Origin of the sequence: Paenibacillus sp. FSL K6-2441, from assembly GCF_037964765.1 — a bacterium.
Classification (GTDB): Bacteria; Bacillota; Bacilli; order Paenibacillales; family Paenibacillaceae; genus Fontibacillus; species Fontibacillus phoenicis.
In genome coordinates, this window is record NZ_CP150174.1 from 170,001 (window position 1) to 189,656 (window position 19,656).

Below are 19,656 nucleotides of genomic sequence, written 5' to 3' on the forward strand. Positions count from 1 at the left end.
CGTAATCCGGTACGGGGACAGTGTCAGGTGGGCAGTTTGACTGGGGCGGTCGCCTCCTAAAGAGTAACGGAGGCGCCCCAAGGTTCCCTCAGAATGGTTGGAAATCATTCGAAGAGTGCAAAGGCAGAAGGGAGCTTGACTGCGAGACTGACAAGTCGAGCAGGGACGAAAGTCGGGCTTAGTGATCCGGTGGTACCGCATGGAAGGGCCATCGCTCAACGGATAAAAGCTACCCTGGGGATAACAGGCTTATCTCCCCCAAGAGTCCACATCGACGGGGAGGTTTGGCACCTCGATGTCGGCTCATCGCATCCTGGGGCTGAAGTAGGTCCCAAGGGTTGGGCTGTTCGCCCATTAAAGCGGTACGCGAGCTGGGTTCAGAACGTCGTGAGACAGTTCGGTCCCTATCTGTCGTGGGCGTAGGAAATTTGAGAGGAGCTGTCCTTAGTACGAGAGGACCGGGATGGACGCACCGCTGGTGCACCAGTTGTTCCGCCAGGAGCACAGCTGGGTAGCTAAGTGCGGACGGGATAAGCGCTGAAAGCATCTAAGCGTGAAGCCCCCCTCAAGATGAGATTTCCCAGTATGTAAGACCCCTTGAAGACGACAAGGTTGATAGGCCTGAGGTGGAAGTGCCGTAAGGCATGGAGCTGACAGGTACTAATCGGTCGAGGGCTTATCCAAAATTCACCCCAAAAAGTGAAGCGGAGGCTTCGGAGAGTACACCGAGTACTTTTCGGGGACCCCGGGAACTGAATAGGGGCTAAAATGCAAATCTAGTTTCGTATCCAGTTTTCAAGGATTAAACCTTGATTTTTTATGGTTTGGAGAGATACCCAAGTGGCTATAAGGGGACCCTCTGCTAAGGGGTTAGACTGCGTAAGCGGTGCGAGGGTTCGAATCCCTCTCTCTCCGCCATTTGTACAAGCTTATCTGTGGCGGCGTAGCTCAGCTGGCTAGAGCGTACGGTTCATACCCGTGAGGTCGGGGGTTCGATCCCCTCCGCCGCTACCATAACATTTCGGAGGCTTAGCTCAGCTGGGAGAGCATCTGCCTTACAAGCAGAGGGTCGGGGGTTCGATCCCCTCAGCCTCCACCATGATCTTTACTTGAAATATCATAGTTTACACCGTGCCGGTGTAGCTCAATTGGTAGAGCAACTGACTTGTAATCAGTAGGTTGGGGGTTCAAGTCCTCTCGCCGGCACCATTTTTTTGCGGAGCCGTGGTGTAGAGGCCTAACATGCCTGCCTGTCACGCAGGAGACCGCGGGTTCGAATCCCGTCGGCTCCGCCATTTATTTGAATATTTCCACCGTAAAGTGGGAAAGTGTTCAACTTCACCGCTTTATTTTTTTGGGATTTTACCGTGTAATTTATGGCTCGGTAGCTCAGTTGGTAGAGCAGAGGACTGAAAATCCTCGTGTCGGCGGTTCGATTCCGTCCCGAGCCACTTTTATGCTTCCAGCATCATATTGGACTGAACTGGACAGCATAATTCATATGGAGGCTTAGCGAAGTGGCCAAACGCAGCAGACTGTAAATCTGTTCTCTGACGAGTTCGGTGGTTCGAATCCATCAGCCTCCACCAGTTTTTATGAGCCATTAGCTCAGTTGGTAGAGCACCTGACTTTTAATCAGGGTGTCGAAGGTTCGAGTCCTTCATGGCTCATGATCAAAGCCGTTAACCTTAGGGTTGACGGCTTTTTTGCGCTTAAGGCAGGACGAGGAGTTCGGTTTGCTTCGGCGGTTATGATAAAATGAGTCTAATGAACTCGAAAACGCATGGAAAGAAAGGCTACGCTATGGAGATCAAATTGCTAAAGCAACAAGTGGAGAGCGTCATCGGTACGTCGCTGTCGGAGAGCGTTTGGGAGGCAAAGGACTGGAACGATGTTGTTAGAGCAGCGAATTCCTCGGAGCTCGGGCCATATCGCGTGGACGAACGATGGGTATGGTTCGTGGAACATCAACAAGGAAGCGTACGCGTACTTGAATCGGAGGCTGCCACAGTAACGGAGTCTGAGGCCCGATTGATTCAAATGCTCCTGACTGCTGCCCGAGAAACGGCAACCCCCTCACCTAACTTGAAGCGGGAGGATGAGATGCGCAGCATCCAGCTGGGCGAATGGCTGGAGGAGCGTTTGGAGCAAGGGGAGCTGACCCAGCCGCTGCCTGATCACTTGACCTTGAAGGTGAAGCTCAAGGGAAGGATGTTGCCCTTTTTGCTGAATTGGGAAAGTTCGGGGCAAGGACAGGCCATTTCATTTTCGAAGTTGAACAAGCTGTTGAAGAGTTACTTCGGAGGCGAAGTGATCCTGGCTCCGCTAAAAGAAGCTTGGCTGATTCTGCTGGGCGAAGAGCTGTTTATGAGCCTGCGGGAGGAGAGCGAAGAGGCGGCGGAAACGGAACGTGACTTGATGGCAGCTTTATGCCAAGGCTTATACGAGCTTGTGACGAACGAATGGGTTGGAGGATTTCACCTTACGGTCGGAAGTGCCTTAATTGCTGAGACCGAATTGGTCTCCGCCACGTTGTTCTTGCGTCAGACGTTGGCCCTCGGCCGGATGTTTAATGTAACGGCCCCCATCCATTTTCCCTGGGAGCTGAGGCTGGAGCGGCTGGTGTACAGCATACCGGAGGAGCAACGTCGGCAATTTGCTTTGGAGCTTGGGGATCGCGCAGATTTGCTGCAGGATGAGGAGATACGGACCACGTTGGAGACGTTTTTTGCGTTGGACTGCAATGTGAGTGAAACCGCGAAACGGCTATATATTCACCGAAACACATTATTATACCGGATAGATAAATTCAAACAGGAAACTGGGCTGGATGTAAGAACGTTTAACGACGCGGTTTTGGTCAAGTTGGAGCTGCTATTGTATAAAGTGACGAAAAGGCCTTAAGATTTTTGTGCAGTTTGTGGATGGATGGGCAGCCCCCTATCGTCTAATATATAAATATAAAATGTATCCGATTTCATAAAAGTCATAGAACCAATACCCTAATACCACCAAATTTAAGTAATGGGAGGACGAAGACATGGCAGGCGTACGTTTAGAACACATTTACAAAAAATACCCGGGTGCTGCTAAAGCAACCGTAGAAGACATCAACCTCGATATCAAGGATAAGGAATTCCTCGTACTGGTAGGACCTTCCGGTTGCGGTAAATCCACAACGCTTCGGATGATCGCTGGTTTGGAGGAAATTACCGAAGGTAAATTGTACATCGGCGACCGCGTCGTAAACGACGTTGCTCCGAAAGACCGCGACATCGCGATGGTATTCCAATCCTACGCGCTGTATCCGCACATGAACGTATATCAAAACATGGCGTTCGGTTTGAAACTTCGTAAAGTGAAGAAAGACGAAATCGACCGTCGCGTTCGCGAAGCGGCAAAAATCCTCGACATCGAGCATTTGCTGGATCGCAAACCGAAAGCTCTTTCCGGTGGTCAACGTCAACGGGTTGCCTTGGGCCGCGCCATTGTCCGCGATCCTCAAGTGTTCCTGATGGACGAACCGCTTTCCAACTTGGATGCTAAGCTGCGCGGTCAAATGCGCGCGGAAATCACGAAACTGGTTAAACGTCTGGAAACGACTTGCATCTACGTAACACACGACCAAATCGAAGCTATGACGATGGGTGACCGGATCGTCGTTATGCATGACGGTATCATCCAACAAGCTGCTTCTCCAGAAGAGCTGTACAACCAACCAGGCAACATTTTCGTAGCTGGCTTTATCGGTTCGCCTACGATGAACTTCGTCAACGGTACTTTGGTGGAAGAAGCGGGCACCGTTCGTTTCAAAGCTACCAACATGGACGTTGTTGTGCCTCAAGGCAAAGCAACGATCCTGAGAGACAAAGGCTACATCGGCAAAGACGTTATCATGGGTATTCGTCCTGAGGACATCCATGAAGAGCCAGTGTTCCTGGAAGCTTCGCCGCAAACGACATTTACTGCTAACGTGTATCTGACGGAAAACCTGGGTCACGAAATGCAATTGTACCTGAACGGTGCAGGCAGCGACGGTTTGATCGCTCGTGTGGACGGCCGTTCCAATACACGTGAAGGCGACAACGTTAAACTGGCGATCGATATGAACAAAATTCATATCTTCGACAAAGAAACAGAACGCAACGTGTTCTTCAGCTAATCCGTTAAGCGATGAAGAAACCGCCCTTCGGGGCGGTTTTTTTGTTAGGCAGGGGCAAAAAAGCTGCAGTGGGGCGATTCCTAGGCGGCTCACGGCCCAATGATTGATTTACGTGACAATTTCCTATACGATGAATACATTGAGTGATCTCGAACCAAGATGAATTCATGCCTTAATTCAGGCAGCTGATATCGGAGCCGGAGCTCGTTAGTTGACGGGCACCCTCATGTTGAATGCCGGCAGGGGAAAGGAAGAGCACCATGGCTAAAAAAGTGAAAGTATCCGAATTAGTGAACCAATTCGGGCTCGAGGTGGTTTCCGGAGAGCAAGGGTTAAAACGTGCGATCACGGTCGACGATTTGTATCGTCCGGGCCTGGAGATGGCCGGGTATTTTGAATACCATCCGCCGGAGCGCGTTCAGATTCTGGGGAAAACCGAGCTGGCCTTCTTCGAGATGCTTCCGGAGAAGGAACGGAAAGATCGGATGGAACGGCTATGCAGCAGCGAGGAGACGCCCTGCATCATCGTCACCCGCTCTTGGAAGGTTCCAGAGGAACTGATTGAGATCAGTTCAGAGAAGCAGATTCCGGTCCTTCGTAGCAGTATGGCGACGACGATCCTGTCGAGCCGGATCACCAGTTTCCTAGAACGGAAGCTGGCGCCAACTGCGACGATTCACGGGGTTCTCGTTGACGTCTATGGCGTGGGGATGCTAATTACCGGCAGCAGCGGGATCGGGAAGAGTGAAACGGCCCTCGAACTGGTGAAGCGCGGACACCGTCTGATTGCGGACGATGCGGTAGAAATCCGGCAAACGTCGGATAACCAATTACACGGTACAGCACCTGAACTCATTCGCCACCTGCTTGAGATCCGCGGCGTGGGGATCATCAACGTCATGACGTTGTTTGGTGCCGGGGCCATCCGCAACAACAAGCGAATTTCGCTGGTTGTCAGACTGGAAGCTTGGCAACAAGAGAAGCAGTATGACCGATTAGGTCTGGATGAAGAGACTACGCGGATTATCGATACCGATGTCCCGCTGGTGACGATCCCGGTGCGTCCTGGACGGAACTTGGCCGTCATTATCGAGGTAGCCGCGATGAACTTCCGTTTGAAGCGAATGGGGTACAACGCTGCGCTGCAGTTTACGACAAAACTGACCGAAACGATTTCAGAAGATATCGACGATTTGGAGTAGGAGCGTGAACGATGGGCACTTTGTTATTAGACCCGATCGCTTTTTCCATCGGGGGCTTGAAAGTACACTGGTATGGCCTGATTCTGGGCTGCGCGGCTTTGGTCGGCCTTCTGTTAGCCGTTTGGGAAGGGAAGCGGTTTCGCATCCCTCAGGAATTTTTTATGGACTTGCTGTTATTGGGTGTACCGTCGGCGATTGTCGCCGCGCGGATTTATTACGTCGCGTTTATGTGGGACGATTACAAGGATAACTTCTGGGATGTATTTAAAATCTGGAACGGCGGTATCGCCATTTACGGGGCGCTGATCGGCGCGATCATCTGCGCGGTGATCTTTGTTCGGCGCCGCGGTTATAACTTCTGGCGTATCGCTGATATCTGCGCGCCTTCACTGATTGTGGGACAGATGATTGGACGCTGGGGGAACTTCGTTAACCAGGAAGCCTACGGCGGACCAACAACGGAAAGCTTCCTTCGCGACAACCTGCATTTGCCTTCGTTTATCGTTAATCAAATGAACGTGCAGGGGACATTCCATCACCCGACGTTTCTGTATGAATCGTTGTGGAACTTGGTGGGCTTGATCTTGCTGATGATTTTGCGCAGACAGAAATTTTTGCGCGCGGGGGAATTGTTCGCCTCGTATTTCATCTGGTATTCGATCGGACGATTCTTCATTGAAGCGTTGCGGACGGACAGCTTGGCGTTCCAGGGAGCTTCCTGGCTGGCGTCGTTCGTAAACGGATTATGGACGCCAATGACCTGGCTCGGCTTCAAACAGGGATATTTGGCGCCGTCTTACGGCAACGTCCGCATTTCCCAGCTGCTTGCCTTGGGCATTGTGATTGCGGCGATCATCTTCATTATCGTACGTCGCAGTACCGTTCGTGACCTGCCGTATTATAGTGACCCTATTACGTCTACGAAAGTCGCCGCAGCAGATGCTTTGCCGGTAACGGCCGGAGCGGCTGAATCCGAGAAGGCGGAGTTGTCTAATACGGAGGAATCGCCCTTGGAGGAGTTGGCGGAAGCGCCGGAAGACAAGAAGGAGTAACAGCCACATGATAAACACCGTGTTATTTGATCTCGATGGAACGATCATCGATACCAATGAACTGATCATTACGACCTTTTTGCACGTCATTGATAAGCATGGCTTCCAGCCGCGCACGAGAGAAGAAATCATCCCGCATATGGGGCAAACGTTAGAGCACCAGTTGCAAGTGTTCTCAGGCCGTGAGGATGTAGCGGATCTGGTAGCAGATTACCGAAAATACAACCGGGAACGCCATGATGAACTGATCCGTGAATTTCCCCAGGTCAAAGAAGTGATCTCCGATTTGCACGAACGGGGGATCACGATGGGAATTGTCACGACGAAAATTAAGGAGACCACGATGCTCGCCTTAAACATGTTCGGGTTAAAGCCGTACATGAAATCGATCGTGACGGTGGAGGACGTGAAACATCCCAAGCCGCATCCTGAGCCAATTCTGACGGCGTTGCGCGAGCTGGGGGCTGACCCGGCACACACGTTGATGGTGGGGGATAGTGCCGCCGATCTGCAATGTGCGAAGGCAGCGGGTGTGAAGGCAGCCGGTGTAGCTTGGTCGTTGAAAGGTGAGGCGGTGCTGCGCCAGTATCATCCGGATTACATCCTGCAAGAGATGCGAGATCTCTATGGAATCCTAGGTTTGGAGCCGGTGAGATCGTGAGACGAGTGAGGCGTTATCCGGTTGAAGGACCCAACGCACTCTGGCAGCTGTACCGGACGGTAAGCCCTTGGAAGGGCGTCCGGAACTTTATTTTTATCCAAATCGCCCGGTATTGCCCGATATTATCGCTGAAGAACGCCATTTACCGTCGGGTTCTCGGCATGAAGGTGGGCGAGCATACCGCGTTTGGGTTGATGGTGATGGTGGATGTGTTTTTCCCGGAGCTGATTACGGTGGGACGCAATTCGGTGATCGGGTACAACACGACGATTCTCGCCCACGAGTATTTGATCAAGGAATACCGCCTGGGTGAGGTGCGGATCGGCGATGAGGTGATGATCGGTGCGAACAGCACGATCCTCCCGGGCGTGACCATCGGAGACGGGGCGGTCGTCGCCGCCGGATCGGTGGTACATAAGGACGTGGCTCCGGGCGCGTTTGTCGGCGGCAACCCGCTGCGGGTGCTGGAGCGGAAGAATCCCTAGTTGATGCAGGCATGCCTCATGTCATCAGGAGCCCGATGTGGCCCAACCCACATCTGCTGATGCGCTAACGCTGATCAGGAGCGCTATTGTGACGATTTTGGTGCGATGAAACTTCTAACGACGCTGAGCAGCGCTATTTCGAAGAAAACACTTGATTTCGGCAGCAGAATGGAACAATAAGCATGGTGGTCAGCGTTAGAATCGTAAAACGTTGATTTTGGCTGATATAAGCTTTGTGGTAAGCGTTAGATGCTAAGCTGCCGTTCCTCTGTCTGGGGCAATCGAAGTCCGAAGGCATGAGGTGCGGCGACGATGTCGCGGAGTAAATCTGAAAGTCTACGCGGCAGCTACGGACACCAGCGTAAAAAAGCGGTCCTGAGCCCGGCAATTTGCCGGATGGGACCGCTTTTGTGTGTTACTTTAGAGGGATTTTGAATTCTTGGGGTTTATAGGAACTGTCGAAGTCTTCCATTATGGTAATGTGCAAGGGCTGGACATAATCGCGTTTCTCTATTTTGAAGCGAATCGTTTCGTTGTCCCCATCCAGTGAATACATGGGAGAGTGCTCATCTTGAAGGATACGATAAACGGATTTGGCTTGATTGTCGTTGAAGTACTCGTCCACGGTATAAGGCTTACTTAAATGATTATCCGGAGTTGGGTTCATATGGAGAACCAATTCGATGACATTTTCGTGTTCAAGTACCTCCACTTGTTTGACGGACGGATCAGGAATGAAAAGCTGCTCCTTATCTGCATCTACCCACAGGCTAAAGGATCTCTGTTTCAAAGGATAGACGCCAAAATTATCAATTTCGAGTGTCACTTCTTTCCAATCCTTGTCATAGATACTCTCAAATTCAAGTCCGGTAAGAAACGCATCGGGAGATCCCTTCTGATAATCATAGATCAGGCTTCGTAGCGGGGCATACCGTCGGAATTCTGCTTCGCCTTCTCCACCTAAATATAGTTTGGCTTTAACAGGTTGGGACATCCATTGATTCACGCTCTTCTGAGGCTTGAACAGGATCGTCGTACTCAACGGGCGGATAACTATTTGATCAATCGTTAATGATTGGCCGTAGATAGTCGCGATTTGGTTAACTGGAACGGTCTTCTTCATTCTGGTATAAGGTCGACTGTTCCATTCAATTGGTATTTGGCTGATAGGCTTCTCGTTGGATTCCTCCGTACCTACGGATAACACCAGACGATTCGGTGCATCGGGATCTTCGATATTTAATGTGTACTTTAAATGGGTGACAGAGCCGACGGGATACGTACCAACGGGAAGAAACACAGGTAAATGATCAAATGTATTTCCATGAGCATCTAATAGCCACAAATGAATGTCGTTATCGAGTTTTTTTCGAAGGGTATAAAACACCACGACTGTCCTTCCATCCGCCAAAACACCATCAACAGTGACCTTCGTTCCCTCCACTTCCGTTGACTTCCCGATAGGTTGGTACAATCCGTGTTCGGCGGCTCGTTCCATCTCGGAGGTCATCAAGGCATCTACATAACTTGGGATCGCATCGGTAGAACTCGCGGTAGTGGTTATTGAACCGACAAGAGGTATTCCGCCATGCCAGATGAATAACATCAGCATACAAACCGCGATCACCCCGGCAGTTCCAGAGATCCATGCCCACCCTCGGTGCACACGCCATCTGCTACGGAGGCTTCGCCCCTGTTCTAGACCACGCTGGATCGCAGCGTCCAGTTTCTCGTCTAGGATTTGCTTCTCGGCCAGACGGATCCCATCAAAATAACGGGCAAGCTGGTCTTCCTCCCGATCAACCATAATACAATTCACCTCCCACATGCATATGGCGGCGAAGCTGCTTGAGGCCCTGATGCAGCCAGGTCTTAACCGTCCCCTCCGGACAGTCCAACACCCGGGCAATCTCCGTTAAGGTCATGTCTTGATAATACTTCAAGGTGAGGACATGGCGATATTTTGGCTTAAGCTGGTCCAGCGCGGAGTCCAGATCCATTTTGAACACGCTCACCATTTCTCCGTTTGTTTGCATTCGCTCTGCCACGTACGGAAGAACCCGTTTCCGCCGTTTCAATTCGTCGATGCAGCAATGAACCAAAATTCGGATCAGCCATGGAATAAAAGCCTCAGGGTCCTTTAAGCGCCGACATTTGATCCAGGCCTTGCACACCGTTTCCTGGATGGCCTTCAGAGCGTCCGATTCATTGCGTAAATAGCTGTAAGCAATGCCGTAGAGCTTACGCCGGTGCAGGGATATTAACTGATAAAAGGCTTGTTCGTCTCCGCTGCAGGCAGCGGCAGCCCATTCTCTCTCTTCCAATTCGGGCTCCTTCCTTCCCATGTAAAATGCAGCGAAACAGGGTTACCGGCCGGTAATTTGATTCCCTATGTAAAGACGGGCAAGAAGGCCAAACGGTTTTATGATCGTCCAACTTTTGGTATAGTGAAGAGAGTGCTAGAGAAACTTTTCTCAAGCCCAGACGTCTAGTAGTACATAAATCAGGCTTCTTCTTAATTATGAACAGGGGTTGGTTGAGTGAGCAAGGTGGTCAAGGAACGTTTGCCGCAGCTGGACATCTTTCGCGCGTTAGCGATCTTCAGCGTCATCCAGGTGCACGCTTCATCGTTCGCGGCGGCAGAACAAGCGCTGAATTCACCGGTCTACTACTTTTATAATTGGATGAACATTTTCTTTAAAATCGGCACCCCGTCGTTTATCCTTCTCAGCAGTTTCGTCCTTTTTTACAATTATTACGATCAGCCGATTAGTCGCAAGCTGGTAAGCAAATTCTACAAGAAGCGTCTGACCTATATCATCTTGCCCTATCTACTGGTCTCCTGTTGTTATTTCATGTTAATAGCTATTTACCGCAACGATTTTGTCAATAACTCCAAGATGTATGAATTGAAGTCGCTGGGGACGGCACTGCTGACCGGCACGGCCTACACCCACCTCTACTTCGTATTTATCAGCATTCAGTTCTACCTGTTGTTCCCGCTCTTCTTGTGGTTATTCCAGTCCTTCCGGAATCGCCGCTTCTTGCTTGCGCTTATTTTACCTTTTGGTCTTGCGCTGCAGTGGGGCTTCGTATTCTGGAACAAATATCAGCTGCATCTGCCGAATAAAGGGAGCTACGCACTGAGCTATATGGGGTATTACATGTTAGGTGCGGTGCTGGCGATTTTCTTCAGCAAACTTAAGGGTTGGCTGAATACGGACTGGAAGGAAATGACCAAATCCCAAAAGGGATGGACCGCCGCGTTGTGGATCGGATGGCTGGCCGTTGCCTTCGTTCATGTCCAGATCTGGTATTTATACCGCCAAGGTTATGCTTCTCCCAACACCTTATGGTTTGAATTGTTATGGAACGTTCACACGATGTTCTCGGCGTTAGTGCTGCTCAAGGCGGCATTTTACATTCAGAGAAAAGGCTCGGCCTTCTGGGTTCGGACACTGACCCGGGTGGGTGAGCTCTCCTTCGGGATCTATTTGTTTCATCCCGTCGTGTTGTTCGCGTACCGGCTCTTCTGGAATGAACAACGGCTGCCCGGTGCTTCCTATGGCTACCTGATTTATGTCATCGTCGGTTCCCTGGTAGCTCTATTTCTTTCGTGGGGGTTCGTGCAGTTGTGCTTCCGGCGGCTGCCGTTTGCCGCGTGGTTTTTGGGGAGTGTACCGGCTTCCTTACGCAAAAATAAACCGTCCGGACCGCAGGAAAGCGGACAAAGTCCATCCGTTGGCGCAAATATGTAACTTCGATCAGTTGAACCGGTCCGGGCGTACCCGGCCGGTTTTTTTGCATGGAGTGGGAAGTCGCAAGGGTTTTGGCTCATGCTTGGGGAATACTGTAGGGCAGGTTAATTTGAGAAGTAGGAACCGGAGAGAAGCAATTGACGGTCGAAAAGAAATTATGATAAAATTGGGCTACTCTTTAATTTGGTAGTATGGTAGTACTTTAATATAATAAAGAAATTTCATATAAGAGAGAAAAACGGTGAGGTGAAACACTTGTCGAAACCAAAAGGCTTTGAAAAACCGGCGGGTGTCCGCGATTATCTGCCTTTTGCCGTGGATAAGCTGCGGGCGATCGAACGGCGTGTGCTGGATTGCATGGCCGGCTGGGGATACCGGCAAATTATGACGCCAACAATGGAATATTACGATACCGTGGGCGTAGCCAGCTCGACGTCGGATCAGAAGCTGTTTAAATTGTTAAATAACCGGGGGACCACGATGGTGCTCCGTTCCGATATGACGGCGCCCATCGCGCGGGTCGTCGCTTCGTTGTTGAAGGAAGAGCCGTTGCCGCTTCGCTTGTCGTATCACGCCAACGTGTTCCGGGCGATTGAGGAAGAGGCGGGACGGGAAGCGGAATTTTATCAGACCGGGGTGGAATTGGTCGGAGATGATTCCCCGGATGCGGACGCTGAGGTGATTGCGTTAGCCGTAGCCTCGCTGCAAGCAGCGGGCGTGAAGTCATTTAAGATCGCGGTTGGTCACGTTGGCTTCCTAAATGGTCTGCTGGAGGATGTGGTCCCGGGCCGGGAGGATGTTCAGGAGGCGTTAAAAGCCGGGCTGTTGCATCGCGATTTTGTAGGCTATCGGGAGACACTCTCCCAGTTGTCTCTCTCGCAGGAGCAGCGTGATGAACTGGAAGGGATTCTCCGTCTGCGCGGCGGTAAAGAAATTTGCGGCCAAGCGCTGGAGCTGAGCCGCAATCCCTTGGCCCAATCCTCGGTTCAACATCTGAGCCAGGTGTGGGATGCCTTGGAGGATTTTGGCGTGGCCGAACATGTGATGATCGACCTGACGATGATTGGAGATTTCTCCTACTATACGGGGATGACGTTTGAGGGTTATGCCGCAGAGCTGGGTTTCCCGGTGTGCAGCGGCGGGCGGTATGACAATCTGCTGCAGCAGTTCGGACGACCTGCGCCGGCTACGGGATTCTCACTGAAGACGAACCGGATTCTCGACGGAGTCGGCGGGCTGGAGACGGAACCGGAGCTGCCGGTGGTGCTGCAATATGATGTGCCGAACCGGAAACGGGCGTTTGCTGAAGCGGAGCGGCTGCGCAGTGAAGGCTGCAGCGTGCTAATGCGCCGTGCGGAGGGGCCGGAGGATCTGCTCAGTGCGCCGGAGTCGGTGCGGAAGGCGGGGCCGCTGGGACCGGCATACGGCGATATCCTGACGTTTGTCAGCTTTTAGTGAAGGCAGCTGCCTGAGAAGGAGGGCACAATCCATTGAATCAAATTATTAAAGTCGCAATGCCCAAGGGGCGTATTTATAAAAAAGCATCCGCCTTGTTCCGTGAGGCGGGTATCGAGATTCCAGATGATGTAGATGAAACGCGCAAGCTGGTCATTCCGCTGCCGGACATCGGCATGGAGTTCATTCTTGCGAAGCCGGTCGATGTGCCGACGTACGTGGAATATGGCGTGGCCGATATCGGGATCGTTGGTAAAGACGTGCTGATGGAGGAAAATCGGGATGTCTACGAGCTGCTTGATCTTGGCATCGCGCGTTGCCGCATGTCGGTGATTGCGCTGCCCGATTGGAAGCCGGGGATTCAGCAAAGGGTGGCTACGAAGTATCCGAACGTGGCGTCGCAGTTCTTCCGCGAGCACGGACAGCAGGTTGAGGTCATTAAACTGAACGGCTCGATCGAGCTGGCACCGCTCATCGGTTTGGCGGACCGCATCGTGGATATGGTGGAGACCGGGCAGACGTTGAAGGAGAACGGATTAGTTGAGCTGGAGAAGATCTTTGACATCACCAGCCGTTTGGTGGCGAACCGAGTCAGCTATCGGATGAAAAACGCCGAGATTCAGGCCGTATGCGATGCGCTGAGTAAAGTGATTCAGCGGGATGAAGTCTCGCAGGCTTGAGCTTGAGACGGGCCAAGGGCAGATACAAGAACCTATAAGGATGAAGAAAGCAGGGGGATGCCGGATGATGAAACTGGTATCGGCACAGGATTTTGATTTGCGGCGGGAAGTGGAATATGGCTCGCCGGAGCAAAACGAAGCGGTCAAAGCGATCGTTCAAGCGGTGAAAGCGGAAGGGGACGCGGCCTTGCTCCGGTACACGGAGCAGTTTGACGGCATGAAGTTGGAGGCGTCCGGGCTGCGCGTGACGAAGGAGGAGCTGGAAGCGGCGTATGCGGCCGTGGAGCCGACGTTCGTGACGGCGATCCGGGGGGCGGCCGAGAACATCCGGGCGTTCCACGCCCGGCAGAAGCGCAACTCCTGGATGGATTTGCAGCCGGATGGGAGCTTGTTGGGACAAATCATCCGCCCGTTAAAGCGGGTCGGCGTGTACGTTCCTGGCGGGAAGGCGGCTTATCCGTCTTCCGTGCTCATGAACGTGATTCCGGCACAGGTGGCCGGCGTGCCGGAGATCGTGATGGTGACGCCGCCGGCGACGGGCGGCAAAGCCGGGATCGACCCGTACATTCTCGTGGCGGCGGCCGAAGCCGGCGTGCACGAGATCTATCGGGTCGGCGGGGCCCAAGCGATTGCGGCGCTCGCTTATGGCACGGACACGATCCGACCCGTGGATAAGATTTGCGGGCCGGGGAACATTTACGTCGCGCTTGCCAAACGCGAAGTGTACGGTGTCGTCGATATCGACAGTATCGCCGGTCCTAGTGAAATCGCCGTGCTGGCCGATGACAGCGCCGATCCCGCCTATGTGGCGGCGGATCTGTTGTCCCAGGCCGAACACGACGAGATGGCGTCGGCGATCCTCGTGACGCCGTCGGAGGCGTTTGCGAAGGCGTGCCAGGCCGAGGTGGAGCGGCAGCTGGCCGCGCTGCCGCGCAAGGCGATCGCCGGAGCTTCGATCGAGCGCTACGGCGCGATCATTCTCGTCGATACGGTGGAAGCCGGGATCGACGTGATTAATCAGCTGGCGCCGGAGCATTTTGAGCTGATCGTGGACAATCCGATGAGCTATCTGGGGCAGGTGGAAAATGCCGGGGCGATTTTCCTCGGACCGTACAGCTCGGAGCCGGTGGGGGATTATTTTGCCGGTCCGAACCATATCATTCCGACCAACGGCACGGCGAGATTCTCGTCACCGGTGGATGTGGACGATTTTATTAAGAAATCAAGTCTGATTTACTATAGCAAGGAAGCGCTGCTGGAGAACGGAGCAACCATTATGGAGCTGGCGCGGCGGGAAGGGCTGGAAGGCCATGCCCGGGCGATCGAAATCCGGCTGCAGCAAGAAGGAAAGGCGGGGAACGAAGATGGCAGGCAACAATAACGGGGGAGCGGTGCCACGCCAAGCGAGCATCAGCCGCACAACGAACGAAACGGACATTCAACTGACCTTTGCGGTGGATGGGAGCGGGAACGCGCAGTTGGAGACGGACGTGCCTTTTTTGAACCACATGCTGGATTTGTTCACGAAGCACGGACATTTTGATCTCTCGGTTCAGGCGCGCGGCGATATCGAAATCGACGACCATCACACGGTGGAGGATATCGGTATCTGTCTGGGTCAGGTGATCCGGGAGGCGCTAGGCGATAAAAAAGGGATCAAACGTTATTCCAGCGTGTTTATTCCGATGGACGAGGCGTTGGCGCAAGTGGTGATTGACGTCAGCAACCGTCCGCATTTCGAATACCGGGCGGAGTATCCTTCGGACCGGGTGGGCAGCTTTGACGTTCAGCTTGTCCATGAGTTTCTGTGGAAGCTGGCGCTGGAGGCGCGGATTACGCTACACGTGATCGTGCACTATGGCCAGAACACGCATCACATGATCGAGGCGGTGTTCAAAGCGCTCGGACGGGCGCTTGACGAGGCGACGAGCATTGACCCGCGCGTCAGCGGGGTGCCGTCGACGAAGGGAGTGCTGTAGCCGATGAAGATTGCCATCGTCGATTACGGGATGGGCAACCTGCACAGCGTGAGCAAGGCGGTGGAGCGCCTCGGCTACGAAGGTACAATTACCGGGGACGAGGCGCAGATTCTGGCGGCGGACGGCGTACTGCTGCCGGGCGTCGGGGCTTTTGGCGACGCGATGAAGCATCTGCGCGCGTCAGGCCTGGACGCCGTGGTACGGCAGGCGGCCGCTGGAGGCACACCGCTGCTCGGCATCTGCCTCGGGATGCAGCTGCTCTTCGGCGAGAGCGAAGAGCATGGGCGGAACGAGGGGCTGGGCTTGCTGCCGGGCCGAGCGGTGCGGTTTGCGGGCACCGACGGGTACAAGGTGCCGCATATGGGCTGGAACCGGCTGTCGTTCCTGCAGCCGGAGAACCCGCTGCTCGCCGGGCTGGAAGAGGGACATGTGTACTTCGTCCACTCTTATCACGTGTTGGCGGAGCAGCCGGGGGATGTGCTGGCCGTGACCGACTACGGCCATCCGGTGACCGCCATCGTCGGCCGCGGCAACGTCTTCGGGATGCAATTCCATCCCGAAAAGAGCGGCGAGCTCGGGATGGCGTTGCTGCGCAATTTCCTGGCGCTGGTGGAGCGGCAGGGATAAAGCTGCGAGATCGACGCGCATGATGCAGGTAAGCGCCAGCTAGATGCGATGAAGCGTCCGGTGTGCTTGGAGCGTTTGATGGTTGGGGGCGAATGGCGTACTGGTTGCACACGAAGCGCCCCCCGACGCAACTGCCAGCGGCGAACGCGGCTTCGCATGGAGCCATTCGAGGGTAGCGGTAATTTATGGCCTTATTTTTGCAGGTAGACAGGCTTAGCGGAGGATTAGCGGTAAAAAGTGGCGTTATTATGGAGCAAATCGCTCGAGTGCTGGGGTTTTGGCTGAAATAGCGCCTTGAAATACCGTTATTTTCACTGAGTGGCATGATTGCGTTGAAATAACGCCATAAATTACCGCTATTTTGAAACGGGATATGTAGCTTTGACACGGAGCATTACGCACCATTACGGAATATAACGGGGCAGTGCGGAGCATTCAAACATTCATTTAACGTAGTCTTTAACCATGAACGGCGGGAGGTAGGAACATCATGTCATCTTTTATTATTTATCCGGCTATCGACATTCGCGGCGGAAAGTGTGTGCGGCTGGTCCAAGGCGATTATGATCGTGAAACGGTGTATAACGCGAACCCGGTTGAGGTGGCCCGTTCTTGGGAAGCCCAAGGCGGGTCGTTTATCCATTTGGTCGATTTAGACGGCGCGAAGGCGGGGCATCCGGTCAATGATGAGCTGATCGGAGAGATCGCTCGCACCGTACAGGTGCCGGTCCAGGTTGGCGGCGGCCTGCGCACGCTGGATGACGTTAAGCGGCTGTTGTCGCTTGGCGTGAGCCGGGTCATTCTAGGTACGGCGGCGATTGAGGACCGGGCGTTCACTGAGGCGGTGCTGGGCACCTACGGCGATAAAGTCGCGATCGGCATCGATGCCCGAAACGGCTTCGTCGCGACGCGCGGTTGGCTGGAAACCTCCGAGGTTCAGGCGGAAGTGTTAGCGAAGGAACTCGCGGCCAAAGGGGCGGAGACGTTTATCTTCACCGATATCTCCCGTGACGGGATGATGCAAGGGCCTAACGTTGAGGCGATTTTGTCTCTGGCCCAGGCGTCCGGCAAGACGGTAATTGCCTCCGGCGGCGTCACGGTGCAGGACGATTTGCTGCGCCTCGCTGCCCACAGAGATCAAGGCATCGGCGGAGCTATCGTTGGCAAGGCGCTGTACACGGGGAATATTGATTTGGCTCAGGCGATCGAGGCGATTGGAGCTTTGAATCGTTGATCTCGAAATCAACGAATAGACGAATTACGGAAAGGAAGTCGAACCAGCATGCTCGCAAAGCGAATTATTCCCTGTCTGGACGTGAAGGACGGGCGGGTCGTCAAAGGCGTGAATTTTGTGAAACTGCGCGATGCCGGTGATCCGGTGGAGCTGGCCGCGTTGTATGATCGCGAGGGGGCGGATGAGCTCGTCTTTCTGGACATTTCCGCATCGCATGAAGGCCGGGCAACCATGATCGAGGTGGTGAAGCAAACGGCCGGCGAAATCGCCATCCCGTTTACGGTGGGCGGCGGGATCTCCCAGGTGGAGGATATGAAGCGCCTTCTCCGGGCCGGGGCCGATAAGATCGGCATCAATACGGCGGCGGTCGTTAATCCAGAGCTGATCTCGGACGGGGCACGCCGTTTTGGCTCCCAATGCATCGTTGTGGCTGTAGATGCCAAATATAACGCCGAGTGGGGCGAATGGGAAGTGTACACCCACGGAGGACGCAAACCGACGGGCATCCGTGCGCTGGAGTGGGTACGGGAAGCCGAGAAACGGGGCGCCGGGGAAATTCTGCTGACGAGCATGGACGCCGACGGCACCAAGGACGGGTTTGATCTGCCGCTGACCAGCGCGGTCAGCCGGGCGGTAGGCATTCCGGTCATCGCCTCGGGCGGGGCGGGGAAGACGGAAGATTTTTACGAGGTATTTACCGAAGGATATGCGGATGCGGCGTTGGCGGCGACGATTTTTCACTATAAAGAAATTGCCATACCGGATTTGAAACAGGAGTTAAAAGCCAAAGGGGTGGAGATACGATGACCGCAGAAAATCAACAGACCCTGCAACTCTCGCTTCCGATCGAAGCGTTGGAGCAGACGGTGAAGTGGGATGCAGCCGGTCTTGTGCCGGCCATTGTCCAGGATGCGCGCAGCAAGGAAGTGCTAATGCTGGCCTACATGAACCGCGAGTCGCTGCGCAAATCGGTGGAAACCGGCCAGACGTGGTTCTGGAGCCGGTCGCGCGCGGAGCTGTGGAATAAAGGGGCGACCTCCGGCAACACGCAGCAGATCACGGCCTTGAAGTATGATTGTGACGGCGATACGCTGCTCGTTGAGGTCATTGCGAACGGGCCGGCTTGCCACACGGGAGAGCCTACGTGCTTCTATCGCACGGCTGCTGCTGCCTCTACGGGATCGGGGAGCGGTGCCGATGAACGGTTCAAGGTGCTGGCTGAGCTGGAGCAGTTGATTGCGGAGCGTTATACCGAGCGTCCCGAAGGGGCGTACACCACGTATTTGTTTGAAAAAGGTCTCGATAAAATCCTCAAAAAGGTCGGCGAAGAAACCGCCGAGTCAATTATCGCAGCCAAAAACGGCGATAACGATGAGCTGCGTTACGAAGTCAGCGACCTGATCTACCATCTGCTGGTGTTGCTGCGTGAGCGCAATTTGCCGCTGGATGAAATTATGCAGGAGCTGGAGCGGCGTCATGAGCGGCCGCGGCGTGACTAAAGCGGAGGGGTGAAAAGATGCTGATCGACTACCATACCCATCATGAACGCTGTGGTCATGCCGTTGGCGCACTGGAGGATTACATCCGCCGAGGGATCGAGATCGGGTTGTCCCAGCTGGGCGTCTCTGACCATATGCCGCTGCTGCATGTGGATCCGGCTGCCTATTATCCGGAAATGGCAATGCCGATGGAGGAGCTGCCGCGGTACGTGGAGGAGGCTTTTCGCCTGAAGGAAAAATACCGCGGGCAGATCGATGTACGCGTCGGCCTGGAAGGCGATTATATCGAAGGCTGGGAGGAGCAAATCGAACGCATCATCACAGCATATCCGTGGGATTATGTGATCGGTTCGGTGCATTTTCTCGGGGAATGGGATGTATCGGATTTCCGCCAGGTCCACAACTGGGAAGGCAAGGATGTGTTCGCGGTATATGCGCAATACTATGATGCCGTGACCAAAGCGGCGCAAACCGGGTTTTACGATTTCCTTGGCCACCTCGACGTCATTAAGCGGTTTGGGTACAAGCCCGGGCCGGAGCTGGAGCAAGAGACGATTGAGCTGGAGCGGCGGGCCTTGGCTGCCGTGAAAGAAGCCGGGATCGCGATCGAGCTTAATGCCTCGGGACTGTCGAAGCCTTGTGCGGAGATGTTCCCTAGCGAGCGGATCTTGCAGGCGGCCATCGAGATGGGGATCCCGCTGACGGTGGGGTCGGATGCCCATGATCCCCAGAAGCTGAGCGAACATTTGGATCAAGCGCGAACGCTGCTGTATAAACTGGGAGTGCGGGAGTTGGCGACGTTCAAGGGACGTCGGCGGACGATGATTCCTTTGGAAGCAGATAAGTAAGAGCCCCAAAGCCA

The 19,656-nt window shown here is 53.9% G+C and carries 18 protein-coding genes, 8 tRNA genes and 1 rRNA gene (1 of these 27 cut by a window edge); 25 read left to right on the forward strand and 2 right to left on the reverse strand.

Annotation, left to right across the window (positions count from 1 at the left end):
- The 15 genes from NSQ80_RS00755 to NSQ80_RS00825 form a co-directional block, all read left to right on the forward strand.
- Positions 1 to 684: ribosomal RNA gene (locus NSQ80_RS00755) — 23S ribosomal RNA — on the forward strand; it begins 2,375 nt to the left of the window's first position.
- 142 nt (positions 685 to 826) lie between these two features.
- Positions 827 to 918: transfer RNA gene (locus NSQ80_RS00760), tRNA-Ser, on the forward strand.
- A 19-nt stretch (positions 919 to 937) separates the two neighbouring features.
- A tRNA-Met gene (locus tag NSQ80_RS00765) sits at positions 938 to 1,014 on the forward strand.
- Positions 1,015 to 1,023: 9 nt separating this feature from the next.
- A tRNA-Val gene (locus NSQ80_RS00770) sits at positions 1,024 to 1,099 on the forward strand.
- A 34-nt stretch (positions 1,100 to 1,133) separates the two neighbouring features.
- Positions 1,134 to 1,209 (forward strand) — tRNA-Thr (locus tag NSQ80_RS00775).
- A 9-nt stretch (positions 1,210 to 1,218) separates the two neighbouring features.
- Positions 1,219 to 1,295, forward strand: a tRNA-Asp gene (locus NSQ80_RS00780).
- Positions 1,296 to 1,378: 83 nt separating this feature from the next.
- Positions 1,379 to 1,451 (forward strand) — tRNA-Phe (locus NSQ80_RS00785).
- A gap of 52 nt (positions 1,452 to 1,503) precedes the next feature.
- Positions 1,504 to 1,589 (forward strand) — tRNA-Tyr (locus NSQ80_RS00790).
- An 8-nt stretch (positions 1,590 to 1,597) separates the two neighbouring features.
- Positions 1,598 to 1,670, forward strand: a tRNA-Lys gene (locus tag NSQ80_RS00795).
- A 133-nt stretch (positions 1,671 to 1,803) separates the two neighbouring features.
- Positions 1,804 to 2,904, forward strand: coding sequence for a helix-turn-helix domain-containing protein (locus tag NSQ80_RS00800; protein WP_339300918.1), 1,101 nt, complete (start codon positions 1,804 to 1,806; stop codon positions 2,902 to 2,904).
- A gap of 136 nt (positions 2,905 to 3,040) precedes the next feature.
- Entirely contained in the window at positions 3,041 to 4,162 is a 1,122-nt protein-coding gene (ugpC, locus tag NSQ80_RS00805; RefSeq protein WP_009225032.1) for a sn-glycerol-3-phosphate ABC transporter ATP-binding protein UgpC, read from the forward strand.
- A 260-nt stretch (positions 4,163 to 4,422) separates the two neighbouring features.
- Positions 4,423 to 5,364 carry an HPr(Ser) kinase/phosphatase gene (gene hprK, locus NSQ80_RS00810; protein WP_009225031.1) on the forward strand — a complete coding sequence of 314 codons (942 nt, stop codon included), beginning with the start codon at positions 4,423 to 4,425 and terminating at the stop codon, positions 5,362 to 5,364.
- Between the two features lie 11 nt (positions 5,365 to 5,375).
- Positions 5,376 to 6,416, forward strand: coding sequence for a prolipoprotein diacylglyceryl transferase (gene lgt, locus NSQ80_RS00815; protein ID WP_339300920.1), 1,041 nt, complete (start codon positions 5,376 to 5,378; stop codon positions 6,414 to 6,416).
- A gap of 7 nt (positions 6,417 to 6,423) precedes the next feature.
- Entirely contained in the window at positions 6,424 to 7,077 is a 654-nt protein-coding gene (gene ppaX, locus NSQ80_RS00820; RefSeq protein ID WP_316009680.1) for a pyrophosphatase PpaX, read from the forward strand.
- Positions 7,074 to 7,562 (forward strand): acyltransferase, encoded by a 489-nt coding sequence (locus NSQ80_RS00825; RefSeq protein ID WP_339300923.1) that lies wholly within the window; start codon positions 7,074 to 7,076, stop codon positions 7,560 to 7,562. Before ppaX ends, NSQ80_RS00825 begins: the two co-directional genes overlap by 4 nt.
- Before the next feature lie 415 nt (positions 7,563 to 7,977).
- On the opposite strand, the gene NSQ80_RS00830 is transcribed toward NSQ80_RS00825, so the two are convergent.
- Positions 7,978 to 9,369 carry a DUF4179 domain-containing protein gene (locus tag NSQ80_RS00830; RefSeq protein ID WP_339300925.1) on the reverse strand — a complete coding sequence of 464 codons (1,392 nt, stop codon included), beginning with the start codon at positions 9,367 to 9,369 and terminating at the stop codon, positions 7,978 to 7,980.
- Positions 9,362 to 9,886 carry a sigma-70 family RNA polymerase sigma factor gene (locus tag NSQ80_RS00835; protein ID WP_339300927.1) on the reverse strand — a complete coding sequence of 175 codons (525 nt, stop codon included), beginning with the start codon at positions 9,884 to 9,886 and terminating at the stop codon, positions 9,362 to 9,364. Before NSQ80_RS00835 ends, NSQ80_RS00830 begins: the two co-directional genes overlap by 8 nt.
- Before the next feature lie 216 nt (positions 9,887 to 10,102).
- Between NSQ80_RS00835 and NSQ80_RS00840 the strand changes: the two genes are divergently transcribed.
- The 10 genes from NSQ80_RS00840 (at position 10,103) to hisJ (ending at position 19,642) form a co-directional block, all read left to right on the forward strand.
- Entirely contained in the window at positions 10,103 to 11,320 is a 1,218-nt protein-coding gene (locus NSQ80_RS00840) for an acyltransferase (protein WP_339300929.1), read from the forward strand.
- 255 nt (positions 11,321 to 11,575) lie between these two features.
- A complete protein-coding gene (locus tag NSQ80_RS00845; protein ID WP_339300931.1) occupies positions 11,576 to 12,775 on the forward strand; it encodes an ATP phosphoribosyltransferase regulatory subunit in 1,200 nt (399 codons plus the stop codon).
- Positions 12,776 to 12,810: 35 nt separating this feature from the next.
- On the forward strand, positions 12,811 to 13,455 hold the full coding sequence (gene hisG, locus NSQ80_RS00850) for an ATP phosphoribosyltransferase (RefSeq protein ID WP_016314048.1): 645 nt from the start codon (positions 12,811 to 12,813) through the stop codon (positions 13,453 to 13,455).
- A 67-nt stretch (positions 13,456 to 13,522) separates the two neighbouring features.
- Positions 13,523 to 14,836 carry a histidinol dehydrogenase gene (hisD, locus tag NSQ80_RS00855; RefSeq protein WP_339302146.1) on the forward strand — a complete coding sequence of 438 codons (1,314 nt, stop codon included), beginning with the start codon at positions 13,523 to 13,525 and terminating at the stop codon, positions 14,834 to 14,836.
- Positions 14,820 to 15,434, forward strand: coding sequence for an imidazoleglycerol-phosphate dehydratase HisB (hisB, locus tag NSQ80_RS00860; RefSeq protein WP_323078502.1), 615 nt, complete (start codon positions 14,820 to 14,822; stop codon positions 15,432 to 15,434). Before hisD ends, hisB begins: the two co-directional genes overlap by 17 nt.
- A gap of 3 nt (positions 15,435 to 15,437) precedes the next feature.
- Complete coding sequence (hisH, locus tag NSQ80_RS00865) at positions 15,438 to 16,061, forward strand: imidazole glycerol phosphate synthase subunit HisH (protein WP_339300935.1); 624 nt, start codon at positions 15,438 to 15,440, stop codon at positions 16,059 to 16,061.
- 490 nt (positions 16,062 to 16,551) lie between these two features.
- The gene (gene hisA / locus NSQ80_RS00870; RefSeq protein WP_260071486.1) at positions 16,552 to 17,295 is read left to right on the forward strand and encodes a 1-(5-phosphoribosyl)-5-[(5-phosphoribosylamino)methylideneamino]imidazole-4-carboxamide isomerase; all 744 of its coding nucleotides are present in this window, start codon (positions 16,552 to 16,554) and stop codon (positions 17,293 to 17,295) included.
- Positions 17,296 to 17,343: 48 nt separating this feature from the next.
- The gene (gene hisF, locus NSQ80_RS00875) at positions 17,344 to 18,102 is read left to right on the forward strand and encodes an imidazole glycerol phosphate synthase subunit HisF (protein ID WP_260071485.1); all 759 of its coding nucleotides are present in this window, start codon (positions 17,344 to 17,346) and stop codon (positions 18,100 to 18,102) included.
- Positions 18,099 to 18,794 carry a bifunctional phosphoribosyl-AMP cyclohydrolase/phosphoribosyl-ATP diphosphatase HisIE gene (hisIE, locus tag NSQ80_RS00880; protein WP_009225017.1) on the forward strand — a complete coding sequence of 232 codons (696 nt, stop codon included), beginning with the start codon at positions 18,099 to 18,101 and terminating at the stop codon, positions 18,792 to 18,794. The genes hisF and hisIE overlap by 4 nt, the downstream gene beginning before the upstream one ends.
- Before the next feature lie 17 nt (positions 18,795 to 18,811).
- Positions 18,812 to 19,642: a histidinol-phosphatase HisJ gene (hisJ, locus tag NSQ80_RS00885; protein ID WP_323078506.1), complete on the forward strand. Its 831-nt coding sequence runs from the start codon at positions 18,812 to 18,814 to the stop codon at positions 19,640 to 19,642.
- Positions 19,643 to 19,656: the final 14 nt, after the last annotated feature.